This window comes from Salinivibrio sp. PR932, assembly GCF_001996125.1.
GTDB classification, from domain to species: Bacteria; Pseudomonadota; Gammaproteobacteria; order Enterobacterales; family Vibrionaceae; genus Salinivibrio; species Salinivibrio proteolyticus.
This window is the reverse complement of sequence record NZ_MUFM01000011.1, coordinates 18965-36425: the sequence shown is the minus strand read 5'-3', so window position 1 is coordinate 36425 and position 17461 is coordinate 18965. Positions and strand designations below refer to the sequence as shown.

Here is a 17461-nt window from a genome sequence, read left to right as displayed (position 1 = left end):
GATGACACATCAAACCGCAGGCCATTTGATCAATGGTGAATGGACGCCGGGTGAAGGCGACGTCATGACTTCGCTAAACCCTTTTGATAGCCGTTGTATTTGGCAAGGCAATGAAGCCACGAAACCGCAGGTTGAACAAGCGGTAAGCGCGGCACGACAAGCCTTTCTTACTTGGCGGAATACCGATTTTGCCGAGCGCCAAGCCTTGGTAGAACGCTTCGCTGAAATTGTGAAAGCCAATACCGACGATCTGGCGCGTACCATCGCTGAAGAAACCGGTAAGCCATTTTGGGAAACCAAAACCGAAGTGGGCGCCATGGTGGGTAAAATTGCCATTTCGCTGCGCGCTTACCATGAACGTACAGGATCGCGGGAAAAAGACGTCAATGGTACGCAAGCTGTACTGCGGCATCGTCCCCTTGGTGTGATGGCAGTGTTTGGGCCGTATAATTTCCCCGGTCACTTGCCTAATGGCCATATTGTCCCGGCACTATTGGCCGGAAACAGTGTGGTTTTCAAGCCATCCGAACTGACGCCTAAAGTGGCTGAACAAACCCTTGGCTACTGGTTAGAAGCCGGTCTACCTGCTGGGCTGATTAACTTGGTGCAAGGGGGTCGTGATACCGGCGAAGCGCTAGCACAAGCGCGAGGTATTGATGGCCTTCTATTTACCGGGAGTGCCAACACCGGACACATCCTCCATCGCCAGTTTGCCGGCCAACCGGACAAAATGCTGGCATTGGAAATGGGGGGCAATAACCCACTGGTTATCAGTGATAAACATAGTGGTGTGGATGCCACGGTTTATACCATTATTCAATCGGCTTACCTCAGTGCCGGTCAGCGTTGTACGTGTGCACGTCGTTTGCTTCTTCCTAAAGGGGAGGTGGGTGACAAGATCTTGGCGCGCTTGGCAGCGTGGACTAAAACGATCCGTGTGGGCGGCCAATTCGATGATCCGGCGCCCTTTATGGGCGCACAGATCTCTGTGGCGGCAGCCGAAGGGATCTTAGCCACTCAGCAAAAACTGATCGATCTCGGTGGCAAGCCAGTCGTCGCTTGTGAACATCGCCATGATGCCGTGATCTCGCCGGGGATCATTGATGTTAGCGGGATCGCCGAGTTACCCGATGAAGAATACTTCGGTCCTTTATTGCAGGTGCAGCGTTACACCGATATGGCCGATGCATTGACGAAAGCGAATGATACCCGCTACGGCTTATCGGCAGGCCTTATCAGTGACGACGATGGTGAATGGCAATACTTCCTTGACCATATTCGCGCCGGTATTGTAAACCGTAACCGTCAATTGACCGGTGCCAGTGGGGATGCACCATTTGGTGGTCCGGGCGCGTCGGGTAACCTGCGTCCAAGTGCTTATTATGCCGCCGATTATTGTGCCTACCCTATGGCATCGATGGAAGGCGAGCAGGTCACCTTGCCCGAGAGCTTTGCGCCGGGGATCACGCCTCTTGATTAAGGAGAACAACATGGATAGTTGCCAAGCGTTATTTGACAGACTGTGGCAAGACTACACCCAGCGTCTTTGCCCTTCTGCGCAGAAAGTGCATGGGTTGCTCGAAGAAGGCCAACCCCTGATCAATGATCACATTGCACTGCGCACCTTTGCACTGCCTAATGTAGGGCTGGACAAGCTTGCCCGTCCTTTTATTGCGTTGGGCTATGAACCGAAAGGTGAGTACACCTTTGAAGCGAAGAAGCTCAACGCACGTCACTACGAGCATCCCGACCCTTTGATGCCGAAAGTGTTTATTAGTGAATTGATGGTGGGCCAATGCTCGACAACATTGCAATCCATCGTGCGCGACTTAGTGGCGAATGTAGACGATGATGCGCTGAAAGGGAGCGATTTTCTTCATCAAGGACGTTTGTGGGAGTTGGATTGGCAAACCTACAAGACGTTAGCGGATGAAAGTGAATATGCAGCTTGGGTGGCAGCGCATGGCTATGGGGCGAACCACTTTACCGTCAGCGTGAATCAGCTGAACAACCATGATAGCTGTCAAGCGGTTAACGATACCTTGCGCCAAAATGGTTTTACCATTAACGAATCTGGCGGGGAGGTCAAAGGGGATGCATCAGTCTTTTTGGAGCAATCCTCGACGATGGCTGATCGCGTGCCGGTGCAATTTAGCGATGCACGCCATGATATTCCGGGGGGGTTCTACGAGTTTGCGAAACGGTATCCGCTTCCGGACGGTGAACTTTATCAAGGTTTTGTCGCCGCCTCGGCTGATAAAATCTTTGAAAGTACGCATCAATAGTGGCGAGAGAAGAAAAGGAGAGCGATGCTCTCCTTTTTTGGGTGGCTGTGTTTAGCGACTTTCAATATCGAGCCAGAATTTATCGTCAATCGCCTGAGTTTCATTACTCAGATGTGGGTTGTCGACGCGAATAAAGGTGCGCTCACCAATATTGGCTTTCTCAAAGGTCTCTTTTACCAGAGGCGCATTCTCAAAAAATTCGATGAAGGATCCGTCTTGATAGGCGGCCGCAAAGGCATCATTGAGCATGGTCGCCACCTCTGGGTTTTGGGGCGATACAAACAAGAACATCGGGAAGCGATAGATCAGCATTAAGTGCGGATCGACCAACAGATTTGCATATTGAGGTCGCTCTGCCAGTTCGCTAAAAGGTTCGATAAGCGCACGCGGGAAGAGGTCTGCCCGTCCGGTATCGACGGCTTTAAAGATATTCTCAAAGCTTGAAATTTCTCGAACCCGAAATCCCGCTGACTGCAAGACCTTCACATCGGCCCAGCCTTGCCCTTGGATCATGGTCAGATTATTGAGCCCTGCTTGGTCACTGATTTGTGCAAGCTTGGGTTCGGTGGCTTGATTAGTAATGAACAAGCGATGGCCTAAGAGACCCCGAAAAACTGGATAACGGATGGGAAGTAACTCTGACTCAAGGGTACGGTCGGCCCCGAGCCAATCTACCGTCAGTCGTCCTTGTTTCAGCATTTCTACTTTACGAGACTGAGAGCCAATTTGGCCTTGAAAGGCCTGTAACGTGACAGACTCACCCGATTTTTCCGCTAAAAACTCAATCAAGTCGATAGCGTATAAATCGAGGGCAGAGCCAGCCCGTGGTTCTGGGTGGACAATGGTGATATTCGCCGCAGCAGTTGAAGAAACCGCCGCGAGTAGCAATGCAGCAAGGGTGTGACGTAAGCTTCTCATAAACGACATCCTGTTAATCAGTTGTTAGATGGGTCGTTTTTGAAGTGTAGAACTTAGGTAATGAGTTTCCAGTCAATAAAAATAAAAAACCGACGCAAAAGCGCCGGTTTTATCGCAACACGCGAGGATTAGCGTGTGCCGTAAACCACAATGGTTTTACCGTGAGCTGAGATAAGATTCTGCTCTTCCAGCATTTTAAGGATACGCCCAACCGTCTCACGCGAACAGCCAACAATTTGACCGATTTCCTGACGCGTGATCTTGATTTGCATGCCGTCAGGGTGAGTCATGGCGTCAGGTTGCTTCGCCAAGTTCAGTAGGGTTTGTGCAATGCGGCCGGTCACGTCCAGGAAGGCAAGGTCTCCCACTTTCTGGCTGGTCACTTGCAGGCGACGCGCCATCTGAGAGGAGAGACGCATCAAAATGTCTGGGTTAACTTGGATCAGCTGGCGGAATTTCTTGAATGAAATTTCTGCCACTTCGCAAGGTGATTTCGCACGTACCCATGCGGTGCGCTCTTGGTCCTCTTCGAACAGACCAAGTTCGCCGATGAAGTCACCTTGGTTAAGGTAAGACAGGATCATCTCCTTGCCTTCTTCATCTTTGATTAGTACGGCCACAGAACCTTTCACGATGTAGTACAAGGTCTCCGCCTTTTCCCCTGCATGGATCAGAGTACTTTTGGACGGGTACTTGTGAATATGACAATGTGAAAGGAACCACTCGAGTGTAGGGTCTGTTTGAGGTTTTCCTGGAACCATATAACTTATTTCCTCTGCATGTGTTGCCCGGCAACGACGTCCTGTCTTTGTCTGAATGGAAACCCATCAGTCCAATGCACAGAATACGAGGTCTTGGCGCAGGCTACAAGCTCACTGTATGTTAACAAGAGTGTATCTTTTTTCTATCTGGATTTCTTGATTTTGATCTAAGCCAACCGCCTAAAAATTCGGCAAAAATGTGGCTAAGATCACGACCTGAGAAGTAATACACGTTAAGTGCGCTACGGCGCTTAACCTATCTTGCCTTTCTCAATCAACTGTTGGATCAAGGGGCGAATAATCAGCTCCATCGCAAATCCCATTTTACCGCCGGGCACGACCAGCGTGTTGTGCCGAGACATAAAGGCGCCACTGATCATTTGCAGTAAATAAGGAAAATCGACGTTCTTCATGCCACGAAAGCGGATCACGACAAAACTTTCGTCGAGTGACGGGATCCCTTTTGCATTCAGCGGGTTAGATGTATCTACGGTTGGGACGCGTTGGAAGTTAATATGCGTGCGAGAAAACTGCGGCGTAATATAGTGCAAGTAATCGTCCATGGAACGCACAATGGAGTCCGTAACGGCCTCGCGGGAATGGCCGCGGTCGCGCGTATCGCGGACAAACTTTTGAATCCACTCCAAGTTAACGATAGGCACCATGCCGATCAGTAAATCAACATGTTGGGCGACATTGACGTCACCATCCACCACTCCGCCATGCAAGCCTTCATAAAATAATACGTCGGTATTTTCAGGCAGATCTTGCCAGGGAGTGAAGGTGCCCGGCATTTGATTATAAGGCACGGCTTCATCAAAGGTGTGTAGATAACGACGATACTTGCCGGTGCCTTGTTCGCCATATTCTTTAAAAAATTGCTCAAGGCGTGGGAAGTCGTTGGCCGTGGGGCCAAAGTAGCTAATATGACGACCTTGTTCACGTGCTTTACGGATCTCAACATCCATCTCTGGCCGCGTGAAGCGGTGAAAGCTATCGCCCTCTAACCAAGAGGCTTTGATGTTCATCATATTGAACATCTTGCGAAACGCTTCGGAGGTCGTGGTTGTGCCTGCGCCAGATGAACCGGTCACAGCGATGATTGGGTGTTTAGCCGACATGACGAGCCCTGTCATTGATCAGTCTGAATTTACACCGCAGCCCACAATGGGAGGCGGTGTTACGGTCTGAGATCGCGCTGACGACGAATATCCACTGTCTCATGCAGCTCAGAGTATACAATCACGGCATCGCCGGATTTTAATTGTTCGCGCACTTGTTCAACTTTCTCAGCAAAGCTGACTTCCTGCTCACCGTAATCTGTCCCTTCCCGCAACACAAAGTGCTCAATTAAATTGGTCAAGGTTTCGGCTGGCACAGATTGCCATGGAACCATCATACTACATCACCTTTTGCTGACACCTAGATGGCACGGACGCCATCTCCGTGCTTAGGTTGTGAATTAGCTCCCATTTTACCGAATTATGCGCGTAGGTGCAGTGTATCTATGTCGATTCAGTCACAATTTATCGTGACGAATAGGGGCATCAGGTGTCGAGTTGCTCAGCTATCCACGCGGGCACTGCCTCTTCCAACCATAAACGCGGTGCACGCCAACGGCCAGTGACAAACCCAACATGTCCGCCATGGTCAGTGAGTTGATAGCGTATATTGGCCGGTAATGGCGTGGTTGGGATCACCGCGTCGGTCATAAAAGGATCGTCTTTGGCATGAATGATGGTCAAAGGGGTGCGGATCGCAGGCAACACGGATAGGCCACTGCATTGCTGGTAGTAATGATGTGCGTCCTCAAATCCATGCAGTGGTGCGGTGACGGTTTGGTCAAACTCGAATAAGGTCGCAATACGGGGCTGCTCGCCAGCTTGCCAACGACCCACTTGGGCGTGCCGCGTAAGCTTATCTGACAGGGTTTGCCGCATCGATCGGAGCAGATACGCTTGGTAGACACGTGAGAATCCTTGCTGAATGCGTAACGAGCAGGCGGCAAGGTCTAAGGGGGGTGACACTGCGCAGCCACTGGAGACGATCGGATCGTCCGCATACTCTGCCAAATAGCGCACCAGCATGTTGCCGCCTAGCGATACGCCCACAGCATGAATGGGATGCTGAGGATAACGCATACGTAATGTGGTCAAAAAATAGCGCGCGTCTTGTGTCTCGCCTGAGTGATAAGTGCGCGGGACGCGGTTTAATCGGCCACTGCAACTGCGAAAGTGCATCACCACACCGCACCAGCCTCGGCGCTGAAAAGCAGCCAGTAACCCATTCGCGTATGGGCTATGAAAGCTGCCAGCAAGGCCATGAAAAAGCACCACTATCGGTTGACCGGGCTTAGGTGTCTGCGTCCAAGCGAGATCGACAAAATCACCATCCGGTAAATCCAGCTGTTGCCACAAAGGAGAGAGCACGGGTTGACGCCGTATCAGCCGTGGCATGATGGTTTGTAGGTGTGGATTACGGGCGCTGGGAATCGGTTCAAAGGGCGTCATCGGCGTCTCCTTGCTCATCGTCTTTGATCACACTGGCGCGCAGGGCGGGATAGAGCGATTTGGCCGAGGGCGAGAGCTGACGGCAATAATACGCCAACGGCGAGGGCGATTCGGTCAGCCATGTTTGTTGATTCAAGGCGTGGATGAGGTCTTGTTGCTGGAACTTTTCGAGGCTGAGCTCAAAATTCAGCATTTTTTTATATTGTCCCGCACCAACGCGCGGTTTGATATCGCGACGCAGGTTGCGGTAGGCAATCAGCAAGTGCTCAGAGCGGCTAAGCGATTGTTTAAGCTGGCTGAGGCTCTCTGGGGCAAGGCCATAGCCATGACTTTCCAACCAAGCCAGCAACAAGGCAAGGTTGACGTTGCCCTGATGCTGATCTTGCAATTTAAGACACGCCTGTTTCACGTCTTGCTTGCCGTAGTGTTGCAAACAAAACTGCCACAGATCGGCTGCATTCGCTTTGCCGGGAATTAGGCTTGATTGAATGCCGCCTCCATGGCTTCCAGTTCTTCCTGTCGCTCCATCCATTCTTGCTCTACCTCTTCCAGCGCTGATTTGGCATCAGCCTGGCGTTGTAATTGTTCCGCGAGTTGGGCTTTTTGGTCTGCGCTATAAATTGTTGGGTCGGCCAGTTTGGTCTCTGCATCGGCAATAATGGCAGAGAGCTGTTCGATTTTTGTGTCTAGGCTGTCAATTTTTTTACGAAGTGGCGCGGTTTTTTGGCGAAGTTCGGCCTCGCGACGCTTTTGTGCCTTACGATCGACCTGACGTTGCTGGGGGGCGGCTTTGTCATCGGTGTTTTGTTTTTTACTTTCCGCACGGTCGGCACGCTGTTGCTCGCCAAGCCAGCGATGGTAGTCGTGTAAGTCACCGTCAAAGGGTTGCACCGCGCCGTTGTCGACAAGATAAAGATCGTCGGTGGTCGCGCGCAGCAAAAAGCGATCATGGCTGACGATCACCATCGCCCCTTCAAACGATTGTAGGGCAAGCGTCAAGGCTTGGCGCATGTCTAAATCAAGGTGGTTAGTCGGTTCGTCAAGCAACAGCAGGTTAGGCTTTTGCCACACCAATAACGCTAATACCAAGCGTGCCTTCTCGCCTCCCGAAAAGGGACCAATGGTCTCAAGCGCTTTATCCCCCTGAAAGCCAAAGCGCCCTAAGAAGTCACGTAGCGTTTGCTCGGCTGTGGTAGGCGCAAGGCGATTCATATGTTGCAGCGGGGTTTCGTCAATGCGCAAGGTATCAAGTTGATGCTGCGCAAAATAGCCAATTTTTACCCCTTGGGAGTAACTGAGCTCACCGGCCATGGCTGGTAAGGTGCCAGCAAGGAGTTTGATCAGCGTAGACTTACCCGCACCATTGCGGCCCAACAAACCAATACGCGCGCCTGGGACTAGATTGAGGCGGATGTTTTCCACAATCGGCGTCTTGTCGTACCCCGCTGCGACCTTGTCCATCATCAAGATAGGATTTGGGAGCGCATCTGGGGTGAAGAAGGTAAAGCTAAACGGATTATCGTATTGCGCTGGCAACACCTTTTCCATCCGCTCCAGAGCCTTAATCCGGCTTTGCGCTTGGCGCGCCTTTGAGGCTTTATAACGAAAGCGGTCGATGTAAGATTGCATGTGGGCAATTTGCTTTTTTTGCTTTTCAAACTGCGCTTGTTGTTGCGCCAGCTTCTGCGCCCGCATCTGCTCGAAGTCGGAATAATTGCCCGTGTATTCATTCAGCTGCTGATGCTCAATATGAATAATGCGGTTGACCACAGGGTCAAGAAAGTCACGGTCGTGGGAAATCAGCACCAAGGTACCGGGGTATTGCTGTAGCCATTTTTCCAGCCACATCACGGCATCTAAATCGAGGTGGTTGGTTGGTTCATCAAGTAGCAAGAGGTCGGAACGACACAGTAGTGCTTGGGCAAGGTTTAAGCGCATCCGCCAGCCGCCCGAAAACTGCGTGAGGGACCATTGCATTTGCGCCTGACTAAACCCCAAGCCATCGAGCAAACTGGCGGCGCGGGCCTCAATACTGTAGCCACCAATGGCATCCAGTTTATCGTGTAAGGTCGCTACGGCATGACCGTCATCGCGTTGTTCGGCATCCGACAAGGCCATCTGCAGTTCACGGTATTCAGCATCGCCATCAATGACATACTCGAGCGCACTTTTTTCCAGTGCGGGTGTTTCTTGTGCCACCCATGCTACTTGCCATTGGCTAGGATAATGATAGCTGCCCGCATCTAACGTCAGCTGGTGGCGAAGCAGCGCAAACAAGCTAGATTTGCCACAGCCGTTTTTTCCGACCAATCCGACTTTGTCGCCAGGATGGATGGTGGCAGAGGTATGATCGAGCAGTGGCTTGCCACCGCGCAGTAATTGGATGTCAGAAAAGCTAATCATGATTATTCAGTGCGCTAGTGTGGTTTGGGTGCGTCGTCGTTATACCAGCTTGGTGCGGGGATTGCCAAATTTCCCCGTCAGTCGGCCTAACTGGCGCGATCTGTGTTGTGTGTTTTGTGTGTTAAGGTTAAAAACAAGCATGAAAACTGACTCTTGCCGTGATAACAAGGATGCCTATGCCCAATGACAAGGATGCATACCAAGACCCCGCGTCGGTGTTGGTGATCTTTGCCCATCCCGACCCTGATCAGTCGGTGGCGAACCGACGTCTGCTTGCCGCTATCTCTTCTTTTCCGCACGTGACCGTTCACGATATTTACGCAACCTATCCCGACTTTGTGGTTGATGTGCACGATGAGCGCCGACGGGTGCAACAAGCTGATGTGATTGTTTTTCAACACCCGCTACAAATGTATTCCTGTCCGGCGTTATTGAAAGAATGGATTGATGTGGTGCTAGGCAAAGGTTTTGCACATGGCGAGGGAGGGGATGCGCTAGCAGGAAAAACCTGCCGTTTTGTCGTCACTACTGGAGGGGCGGCTGAGGCGTTCACTAAAAGCGGATACAACAAGTACTCGATGCAAGAGCTTCTCCAGCCGTTTGAGCTGACCGCAGCTCTTTGCCGCATGGAGTGGCTTCCGCCGTTGGTCTTGCATTGGGCACGCCGTGTTAGTGATGCTGATCGGGATGCGTTTGCGGAATTGTATGCCGATTGGATTCGTGATCCGCTCGCCCATGCGGGAGGTGAGCATGGAGCATAACTTGCTGTCTGCGGCCTTTATTTTTCTGCTCGCGGCGGTCATTGCCGTCCCACTCGCGCAGCGGTTAGGAATGGGCTCGGTATTAGGCTATCTGATGGCTGGCATCGTGATTGGTCCTTGGGGGCTCGGGCTTATCAGCGATGTGGAGTCTATTCTCCATTTTTCTGAATTCGGGGTGGTATTGCTGCTATTTCTGATTGGCTTGGAACTGAACCCTAAAAAACTGCTGCAGATGCGCCGGCCGATACTGGGGCTGGGTGGTAGCCAAGTGGTGGTGACCACCTTGGTAATAGGTGCTGTTGGGGTGATGTTTGGCCTGACGGAACGGCAGGGCTTTATTGTGGGCATGGCCATGGCGCTCTCCTCCACTGCCATTGCGATGAAAATTATGGAGGATCAGCGCCTTATGCGCAGTGAATCCGGTCAAGCAGGGTTTGCGATTCTGTTATTCCAAGATATCGCGGTGATCCCCATGTTGGCGGTGATGCCCGCACTGGCAGGAGGCAGTCTCGGCAGCTGGTTAGATGTGCTATGGATGTTTGTGGGGATTGGCGCGCTGTTGGTCGGCGGGCATTTCTTGCTTCGGCCTCTATTCCGTTTGGTGGTCATGAGCGGGGTCAGCGAGCTGTTTAACGTGGCGGCACTGGCCTTGGTGATTGGTATTGCGCTTGCGATGCAGCAGTTGGGTCTCTCGATGGCGTTAGGTGCGTTCCTTGCGGGTGTGCTGCTTGCGGAGAGTGAGTATCGCCACGAGCTCGAAACCGCCATCGATCCCTTTAAAGGATTGTTGCTGGGGCTGTTTTTTATTGCGGTTGGGATGGCGGTGGATCTCGGTCTATTGCTGGAATATCCGCTGACCTTGCTCGGTGCGGTACTTGCACTGGTGTGTGGTAAGGCGTTACTTATCTATCTGCTCGCGCGTCTATTTGGTGTGGCACCTAAAGCGCGCAGTCAAATGGCGGTGTTGCTTAGCCAAGGCGGTGAGTTTGCTTTCGTGATCTTTACGGCGGCACGCGCAGAAGGGTTACTCAGCCAAGAATTGAATGCCTTCTTGCTGGTGGTGGTGAGTCTGTCGATGATGACCACGCCTTTGATGCTTACCTTGCAGCAACGCTGGTTTGAACGCACCTTTAATGAACCCGAGGAGTTACCGACACAGACGCAATTTGATCAACATGATGCGCGCGTCATCATCGCGGGCTTCGGTCGGTTTGGTCAAGTGGTTGGTCGATTGATGTTTGCCAACAAAATTGGTGTCACCATCTTGGAACGTGATCCCACCCAAATCAAACTGTTACGTAAATTCGGGTATGATGTGTATTACGGTGATGCGACGCAGCTTGATTTGCTTCGGGCGGCAGGGGCGCAAAGCGCAGAGGCGATTGTGATTTGCACCGACTCGCCGGATGAAGTGATGGAGATTGTTGATCTTTGTCAGCGGCATTTCCCTAACTTAAAGATATTAGCGCGAGCACGAAGTCGGGTGGAGGCTTATCAGCTCATGGGCTTAGGCGTCGAAACCTTGTCGCGGGAGACATTTCTTGGCGCGCTTGATTTAGGCCGACAGACGTTAGAGTCCTTAGGCATGCATCCTTACAAGGCAAAACGTGCCGAGGTGTTGTTCCGAAAATTGGATATGCGGGTATTGCAAGACCTCTTACCTCAGCATAATGAAGATATGGCCGCCGCTTCACGCGTGAAAGAGGCGCGTAAAGAGTTGGAAGAGATCTTCGATCGGGAAATGCGCGGAGAGATTGAGCGCCACCAGAGTTGGAACCGAGATGAATAGGATGGAATTGTGAAAAAGCGCTTTATTGCTGGGGCGGCGTGCCCCAAATGTCAGCGCCAAGATACCTTGCGGGTCTGGCGCGAAAACAATATTGACAAAGTGGAATGTGTCAGCTGCGATTACCATGAGAGTCGGCTTCCGGATTCGGCACAGCAGTCACAGTCTGAAACCCCGCCGGCAGAGAATGTCATTGGGATCTTTAAACCGGAGTAGGGAATCCGTTATCATCGGCAGTCCATTAACCTTCCGGTCTCGGAGCGAGCATGAAAATTGCAAATGATGTGGTGGTCAGCCTGGCCTACCAAGTAAAAAATGAAGACGGTGCGTTAGTTGATGAATCAACAGCGCAAGAACCCCTCCAGTACCTACACGGTCACCGTAACCTGATCGTTGGTCTGGAAAAGGCACTGGAAGGTCGTGAGAAAGGCGACGCGTTTGAAGTGACTGTAGGTCCTGACGACGCATACGGTGAGTATCAAGAAGCCATGGTACAACGTGTACCGGCGAACGTATTCCAAGGCGTAGACCAAGTGGAAGTCGGCATGCGCTTTATGGCGGAAACTGACCAAGGTCAGATCCCGGTTGAAGTCACCGAAGTTGACGGTGACGAAGTTGTTGTTGATGCTAACCACATGCTGGCAGGCCAAACTCTGTCATTCTCTGTGGAAGTGGTTGATCTACGTGCAGCAACCGAAGACGAAATTGCTCATGGCCACATTCACCAAGAAGGTGGCTGCGGTCACGATCACTAATCAGTGATTAGCAACGAGAAAAGGCGCCGGTTTGGCGCCTTTTTTATTTCATATCCACCGTCTTCAGGTGTGTATCGACACCAGCGCTTGGCAATTAATAATGCGGCGGTGGGGTTTCTTCCGATTGGCTGGCGATGTTGGCCGGCGCGACGTCTTTCAGTTTGCCGACCAAATACTGAATTTGCACTGTCATACGCTCAATATCGCCTTGCTGCTGGGTGAGAGCGTCATTGAGCTGTTCTATTGTGTCTTCTTGAAACGCGACCTTGCACTCTAGATCGTCAATTTGTTGCTGTAATTTGCCAATCTCACTCATTTTTGTTTCTCACTGCATTAAGGGGTGTCGGTTAACCAAGCTTGGGCGATGCCCGCCGAGGTGCCGGAAATCACACGGCCGGTTGGGTCGATAGCAACATCATACACGACCGCGCTGGGAGGGCGAGTATTGGGTTGAGCCAATGCCTCCCAACGCCCTAGATTCTCACCGGTCTGAACATCCCAAAGCTCGACCCGCTGTGAGGGAGTACCGGTTGCGAGTCGGCGGCCGTCATCGGAAAAGCGTGCACTGGCATAAATCGCTTGGCGCGCAAAGATATCCAGTTGACTGACCTTCTCACCGCTGGGTAAGGCCCAGATAATTGCTTGATTGCTGCCATCCGAGACAAAGGCATACTTCCCTTCCCGTTGCAGCGCCACTTGCTTCACCCGTTGGTCATAAGGAAAGTCGTTGATAATTTGCCCGGAATTGGTGTCCCAAAAATAGGCATGATGGTCATTGCCCCCTGAGAGGACGTAAGCGCCGTTCGGGGAAATGGCGACCGCATTGACTTTATCGCGATGGGCAAGGAACTCTAAGCGTCTTCCTGTGCCTAAGTCGATGAATAGCGCTTTGCCGTCCGACATCGCGAGGACCACTTTTTGGCCGTTGTTGCTGATAGCCGCATCACGGATAATGCCTTCAGAGACCGACCACAAGCCCTCGGCTTGGCTCCAGGCAAGATCCCAGACAGCAAAATTTTGCGCGGTCGCGGTGATGGCATAGCGTTTATTGTCGGAGATATGGCTGACCACCACAGGGTTTGCATTCGGATCTTGGGGCCCTAGATCCGCCAGTTTTTGGTTGGTGACCAGATCCCACAGCACAATGTCGGTTTCTTCGGAGGCGAGCAGCGCAAATCGCCCGTCTCGACTCAGGCTAAAGCTGGTGGCGCCTTCAGGATGGATTGACCAACGCTGGGCTTCTTTGCCAGACTGCCAACAGCCAGTTAGCGTGATGGCGATGAGAAAAATGCAAACAATGTGGCGAATTTTGGGCATGATGCTTGAGTTCCGAAACGTGCAGCCATATAACCACGAGTATATTGATAGAATCAGGCTTTCGCATTGTTGATGCGTCAGTGACAACCATACGAGGATTTATCCTTACCATCAACGGAGTACCCAATGAAATCAGTAATGAAGATGTCGCTACTCGCGGCAACCGTTGCCCTTGCCGTCGGCTGTCAACAAGACGACACCAACGTCGAGCAGACGAACCAAGCCGCTGAGCAAGCGCAAGCGGAAGCGTCGTTTGCTAATGATGACGACAAGGCAGCCTACGCGATTGGTGCGTCTTTAGCGCAATACCTCAACGCCAACCTAGAGCAACAAGCCGACATTGGTTTGGATTTAGATAAAGAGTTGGTATTGCAAGGGGTGCAGGACGTCTTTAATGGCGAATCCAAGCTGACCGACGAGCAAGCGCAAGCGGCACTGCAGTCACTCGATCAACGCGTGACTGAGCTGGCTCAGCAACAAGCTAAAGAGAAAGCAGAAGCTGCGCTGGCAGACGGTGAAAAGTATCGCACTGAATTTGCGAGCCAAGAGGGCGTGAAAGAAACCGAATCTGGCTTGTTATACAAAGTGGATAGCTTAGGTGACGGTAAAAAGCCCGCGGCGGAAGACACTGTGGTGGTGCACTACAAAGGCACGCTAACGGATGGTACCCAATTTGATAGCTCTTACGATCGTGGCGAGCCAGCAACCTTCCCGCTTAATCGTGTGATCCCAGGTTGGACTGAAGGGGTGCAGCTGATGCCGGTTGGATCTAAATTCACCTTCGTGATCCCGCCAGAGCTGGCTTACGGTGACCAAGATACGGCGTCCATTCCTGCGAACTCAACGCTTGTGTTTGATGTTGAGCTACTGGAAATCAAAGACGATGCCAACAAAGAGAAGGCGAGTGAAGGGTAAACCTGACGCTTGTTTTCGCGCCAAAATGCCTCGGCTTTGCCGGGGCTTTTGCTTTTTTAGGGCTGGATTCTGTTAAACTTGGCTGAGATAAACACAGATTCACTGTCGAATAAGGATAGGCGTACGTGGTACCGACAGAGCATTTTGGCGCAGAAATCATGACAGAAAGCGAGCTCATTGAGCCGAATCCATTTACTGCGCAAGACAGTGTGATTTTACACTCTTATGCCGCGGTCGTAGACGGCTTGGCTGCGCTGATTGGCGAGCATTGTGAAATCGTACTGCACTCGCTAGAAGACTTGAACAAGTCAGCAATCAAAATTGCCAATGGTGAAAACACCGGTCGCCAAGTGGGGTCACCCATCACGGATTTGGCCTTACGGATGTTGCGGGACATTGAAGGGTCTGAGCGTAATTTTTCTCGCGCCTACTTTACGCGCGCGAAAAGCGGCACCTTAATGAAATCGATCACGGTTGCCATCCGCAATGGTGAAAGCCGCATTATCGGGCTGTTATGTATCAATATAAACTTGGATGCCCCTTTCTCTCAGGTGCTGCAAGCGTTTATGCCCGATGATCAAGCCAAGCAAGCTGCGTCATCGGTTAACTTTGCCAGTGATGTAGAAGAGCTGGTGGATCAAACCGTTGAGCGTACCATTGAAGAAGTCAACGCGGATAAAAGTGTGTCTAACAACACCAAAAACCGCCAAATTGTGATGGCGCTTTATGATAAAGGGATCTTTGATATCAAAGATGCTATTCATCGTGTCGCTGATAGGCTCAACATATCGAAGCACACTGTGTACCTTTACGTGCGCCAACGCAAAACGGGAGACGGGGAAAAATGAGCCTCAATTACGTACTCGTGGTCTCAGAGCCGGCTTATGGGACGCAACTTGCGCGTACGGCCTATCAATTTGCGTGTGCGGCCATTGCCAAAGGACACAGTGTCAGCAAAGTGTTTTTCTACCAAGATGGCGTATTAAACGGGGCTGCGACAACGGTGCCTGCGAATGACGAATTTGACTTGGTTAAGGCATGGCAGACCTTAGCCAATGAACATCAGGTACAACTCGAAACCTGTGTGGCTGCCGCATTACGTCGAGGTATTGTGAGTGAGCAAGAAGCGACGCAGCATGGCTTGTCACAAGCTAACCTGGCTGATGGGTATCAACAAGCTGGTCTCGGTGCCTTGGCAGAAGCTTTGTTGACAGCCGATCGTGTACTGCAATTTTAAGAGGACGTATGCAACTCGGGTTTGTTTTTTCAACCGCACCGCATGGCTCAGCGAGCGGACGTGAGGGGTTAGATGCGCTGTTGGCGGCATCCGCTTTTTGCGAAACGATTAGCGTGTTCTTCATTGGCGATGGGGTGATGCAATTGATTGATGGGCAGCGCCCAAGCACAGTGCTTAGTCGCGATTATATTGCCAGCTTTAAAATGCTACCGCTGTGTGATGTCGAAGATATCTATATTTGCCAAGCGTCACTGACGGCACGAGGCATGGGTGATGCGGCGCGCGTGTTGACGGGCGAAGTGCTGGAACGTGAACACATTCAGGCACAGCTCGCTCGCTGTGATCGCATCCTGCATTTTTAAGAGAGTCAGATGCTACATATTATCAAATCGTCCCCTTATGCAACGCATGCGCTGTCGCACTGTTTGGCGTATGCCACCCCTGACAGTGTCATCGTCTTGATCAATGACGCAGTCCTTGGCGCACTGGTAGAGAGCCCTTTGGGTGTGGCACTTTTTACAGATAACCGTTCGGTTTATGTGCTCGAAGAAGATGTGATGGCCCGTGGGGTACAAGCGCATCTACATCCGCAAGTTAAACAGATTGATATGCAAGGGTTGGTTCAACTCACCGAGGATCACGTCACGCAAATGACATGGTGATCGACTAGGCTATCGAAGGATAAAAATGCCTTCCTTGCTATCGGTGAAAAAACAGACGATGCAAAGATCTCTGTATAAATCTTGACACCCTATAAGTCGGCGCCTAAAATTTCGCGTCCCCGTTTTATTGGGGATAGATTTTTCACACTTATACGTTAAGTAATATCAGGAGCTATTTAATGGCAACTATTAACCAGCTGGTACGCAAACCACGCCTGAAGCAAGTTGCGAAAAGCAACGTGCCTGCGCTGGAAGCGTGTCCGCAAAAACGTGGTGTTTGTACTCGTGTTTACACCACTACGCCAAAAAAACCAAACTCAGCACTGCGTAAAGTATGCCGTGTGCGTTTGACTAACGGTTACGAAGTAACCTCATACATCGGTGGTGAAGGCCACAACCTGCAAGAGCACAGCGTTGTGCTTATCCGCGGCGGTCGTGTAAAAGACTTGCCGGGTGTGCGTTACCACACTGTTCGTGGCGCACTTGACTGTGCAGGCGTTAACGGCCGTAAACAAGGTCGTTCTAAGTACGGTGTGAAGCGTCCTAAGTCTTAATGGATTCCGTTAAGTAAGGCCAAACACTCAAACAATTGAATTTTGAAAAAACTGAAAAGTTTTGGATAAAACCTGAAGAAGACAACGGAGATAATCCATGCCACGTCGTCGCGTAATTGGTCAGCGTAAAATTCTTCCAGATCCTAAGTTCGGATCAGAATTGCTGGCAAAATTTGTGAACATCCTGATGGTTGACGGTAAGAAGTCAACTGCTGAAAAAATCGTTTACGGTGCACTAGACATCATGGCTGAGCGTTCTGGTAAAGAGCACTTGGCTGTATTCGAACAAGCTCTTGAAAACGTACGCCCAGCGGTAGAGGTTAAATCTCGCCGTGTAGGTGGTTCAACTTACCAAGTACCAGTAGAAGTACGTCCTGTGCGTCGTAACGCGCTGGCTATGCGTTGGTTGGTTGAAGCTGCTCGTAAGCGTGGTGAAAAATCTATGGCTCAGCGCCTGGCCAACGAGATGCTTGACGCGTCTGAAAACAAAGGTACTGCTGTTAAGAAACGTGAAGACGTTCACCGTATGGCAGACGCGAACAAAGCGTTCGCACATTACCGCTGGTAATGCCTTCATGGCGCGCCACTTCGGTGGCG

The 17461-nt window shown here is 51.3% G+C and carries 22 protein-coding genes; 13 read left to right on the top strand and 9 right to left on the bottom strand.

Annotated elements, in window-relative coordinates:
- The first annotated feature begins 1 nt into the window (after position 1).
- Together astD and BZG84_RS07435 are read left to right on the top strand one after the other, a co-directional pair.
- On the top strand, positions 2 to 1480 hold the full coding sequence (astD, locus tag BZG84_RS07440; RefSeq protein ID WP_077479753.1) for a succinylglutamate-semialdehyde dehydrogenase: 1479 nt from the start codon (positions 2 to 4) through the stop codon (positions 1478 to 1480).
- A 10-nt stretch (positions 1481 to 1490) separates the two neighbouring features.
- Positions 1491 to 2285 carry a DUF1338 domain-containing protein gene (locus tag BZG84_RS07435; protein WP_069590940.1) on the top strand — a complete coding sequence of 265 codons (795 nt, stop codon included), beginning with the start codon at positions 1491 to 1493 and terminating at the stop codon, positions 2283 to 2285.
- Positions 2286 to 2336: 51 nt separating this feature from the next.
- Here the strand turns inward: BZG84_RS07435 and BZG84_RS07430 are convergent, their stop codons facing one another.
- From BZG84_RS07430 to BZG84_RS07400, 7 genes are all read right to left on the bottom strand, one after another.
- Positions 2337 to 3203: a hypothetical protein gene (locus BZG84_RS07430; protein ID WP_077479752.1), complete on the bottom strand. Its 867-nt coding sequence runs from the start codon at positions 3201 to 3203 to the stop codon at positions 2337 to 2339.
- A gap of 128 nt (positions 3204 to 3331) precedes the next feature.
- The gene (gene crp, locus BZG84_RS07425; protein ID WP_002535199.1) at positions 3332 to 3964 is read right to left on the bottom strand and encodes a cAMP-activated global transcriptional regulator CRP; all 633 of its coding nucleotides are present in this window, start codon (positions 3962 to 3964) and stop codon (positions 3332 to 3334) included.
- 251 nt (positions 3965 to 4215) lie between these two features.
- A complete protein-coding gene (locus BZG84_RS07420) occupies positions 4216 to 5085 on the bottom strand; it encodes a phosphoribulokinase (protein WP_069589567.1) in 870 nt (289 codons plus the stop codon).
- Between the two features lie 59 nt (positions 5086 to 5144).
- Positions 5145 to 5363, bottom strand: coding sequence for a YheU family protein (locus tag BZG84_RS07415; protein WP_069589565.1), 219 nt, complete (start codon positions 5361 to 5363; stop codon positions 5145 to 5147).
- 148 nt (positions 5364 to 5511) lie between these two features.
- Positions 5512 to 6474, bottom strand: coding sequence for a hydrolase (locus BZG84_RS07410; protein WP_077678111.1), 963 nt, complete (start codon positions 6472 to 6474; stop codon positions 5512 to 5514).
- Positions 6461 to 7006, bottom strand: a complete 546-nt coding sequence (locus BZG84_RS07405) for a TIGR02444 family protein (protein WP_077479750.1) — start codon at positions 7004 to 7006, stop codon at positions 6461 to 6463. Before BZG84_RS07405 ends, BZG84_RS07410 begins: the two co-directional genes overlap by 14 nt.
- Positions 6949 to 8877, bottom strand: coding sequence for an ABC transporter ATP-binding protein (locus BZG84_RS07400; protein WP_077479749.1), 1929 nt, complete (start codon positions 8875 to 8877; stop codon positions 6949 to 6951). The genes BZG84_RS07405 and BZG84_RS07400 overlap by 58 nt, the downstream gene beginning before the upstream one ends.
- A 176-nt stretch (positions 8878 to 9053) precedes the next feature.
- Between BZG84_RS07400 and kefG the strand changes: the two genes are divergently transcribed.
- Genes kefG through slyD form a run of 4 tightly spaced genes read left to right on the top strand, consistent with a single transcriptional unit; the run spans position 9054 to position 12179 of the window.
- A complete protein-coding gene (gene kefG, locus BZG84_RS07395) occupies positions 9054 to 9638 on the top strand; it encodes a glutathione-regulated potassium-efflux system ancillary protein KefG (protein WP_077678110.1) in 585 nt (194 codons plus the stop codon).
- Positions 9628 to 11427, top strand: coding sequence for a glutathione-regulated potassium-efflux system protein KefB (kefB, locus tag BZG84_RS07390; RefSeq protein ID WP_077479747.1), 1800 nt, complete (start codon positions 9628 to 9630; stop codon positions 11425 to 11427). The genes kefG and kefB overlap by 11 nt, the downstream gene beginning before the upstream one ends.
- 9 nt (positions 11428 to 11436) lie before the next feature.
- A complete protein-coding gene (locus BZG84_RS07385) occupies positions 11437 to 11640 on the top strand; it encodes a YheV family putative zinc ribbon protein (protein WP_077455134.1) in 204 nt (67 codons plus the stop codon).
- Positions 11641 to 11690: 50 nt separating this feature from the next.
- Complete coding sequence (gene slyD / locus BZG84_RS07380; RefSeq protein ID WP_077455135.1) at positions 11691 to 12179, top strand: peptidylprolyl isomerase; 489 nt, start codon at positions 11691 to 11693, stop codon at positions 12177 to 12179.
- Between the two features lie 94 nt (positions 12180 to 12273).
- On the opposite strand, the gene BZG84_RS07375 is transcribed toward slyD, so the two are convergent.
- Both BZG84_RS07375 and BZG84_RS07370 read right to left on the bottom strand, forming a co-directional pair.
- Positions 12274 to 12495, bottom strand: coding sequence for a SlyX family protein (locus BZG84_RS07375; protein WP_069589556.1), 222 nt, complete (start codon positions 12493 to 12495; stop codon positions 12274 to 12276).
- A 17-nt stretch (positions 12496 to 12512) separates the two neighbouring features.
- Positions 12513 to 13496 (bottom strand): WD40 repeat domain-containing protein, encoded by a 984-nt coding sequence (locus BZG84_RS07370; RefSeq protein WP_069589554.1) that lies wholly within the window; start codon positions 13494 to 13496, stop codon positions 12513 to 12515.
- Between the two features lie 126 nt (positions 13497 to 13622).
- Between BZG84_RS07370 and fkpA the strand changes: the two genes are divergently transcribed.
- The 7 genes from fkpA to rpsG all read left to right on the top strand — a co-directional run bounded on the left by fkpA (position 13623) and on the right by rpsG (position 17432).
- Entirely contained in the window at positions 13623 to 14411 is a 789-nt protein-coding gene (fkpA, locus tag BZG84_RS07365; protein ID WP_077479746.1) for an FKBP-type peptidyl-prolyl cis-trans isomerase, read from the top strand.
- Between the two features lie 125 nt (positions 14412 to 14536).
- Positions 14537 to 15259 carry a helix-turn-helix transcriptional regulator gene (locus BZG84_RS07360; RefSeq protein ID WP_069589551.1) on the top strand — a complete coding sequence of 241 codons (723 nt, stop codon included), beginning with the start codon at positions 14537 to 14539 and terminating at the stop codon, positions 15257 to 15259.
- Positions 15256 to 15648, top strand: coding sequence for a sulfurtransferase complex subunit TusD (gene tusD / locus BZG84_RS07355; RefSeq protein ID WP_077479744.1), 393 nt, complete (start codon positions 15256 to 15258; stop codon positions 15646 to 15648). Before BZG84_RS07360 ends, tusD begins: the two co-directional genes overlap by 4 nt.
- 8 nt (positions 15649 to 15656) lie before the next feature.
- Positions 15657 to 16010 (top strand): sulfurtransferase complex subunit TusC, encoded by a 354-nt coding sequence (gene tusC / locus BZG84_RS07350; RefSeq protein ID WP_077479743.1) that lies wholly within the window; start codon positions 15657 to 15659, stop codon positions 16008 to 16010.
- A gap of 9 nt (positions 16011 to 16019) precedes the next feature.
- Positions 16020 to 16310, top strand: coding sequence for a sulfurtransferase complex subunit TusB (tusB, locus tag BZG84_RS07345; protein ID WP_077479742.1), 291 nt, complete (start codon positions 16020 to 16022; stop codon positions 16308 to 16310).
- 179 nt (positions 16311 to 16489) lie between these two features.
- Positions 16490 to 16864 carry a 30S ribosomal protein S12 gene (gene rpsL / locus BZG84_RS07340; protein WP_069589545.1) on the top strand — a complete coding sequence of 125 codons (375 nt, stop codon included), beginning with the start codon at positions 16490 to 16492 and terminating at the stop codon, positions 16862 to 16864.
- A gap of 97 nt (positions 16865 to 16961) precedes the next feature.
- Positions 16962 to 17432 carry a 30S ribosomal protein S7 gene (gene rpsG / locus BZG84_RS07335; protein ID WP_069589544.1) on the top strand — a complete coding sequence of 157 codons (471 nt, stop codon included), beginning with the start codon at positions 16962 to 16964 and terminating at the stop codon, positions 17430 to 17432.
- Positions 17433 to 17461 lie beyond the last annotated feature (29 nt).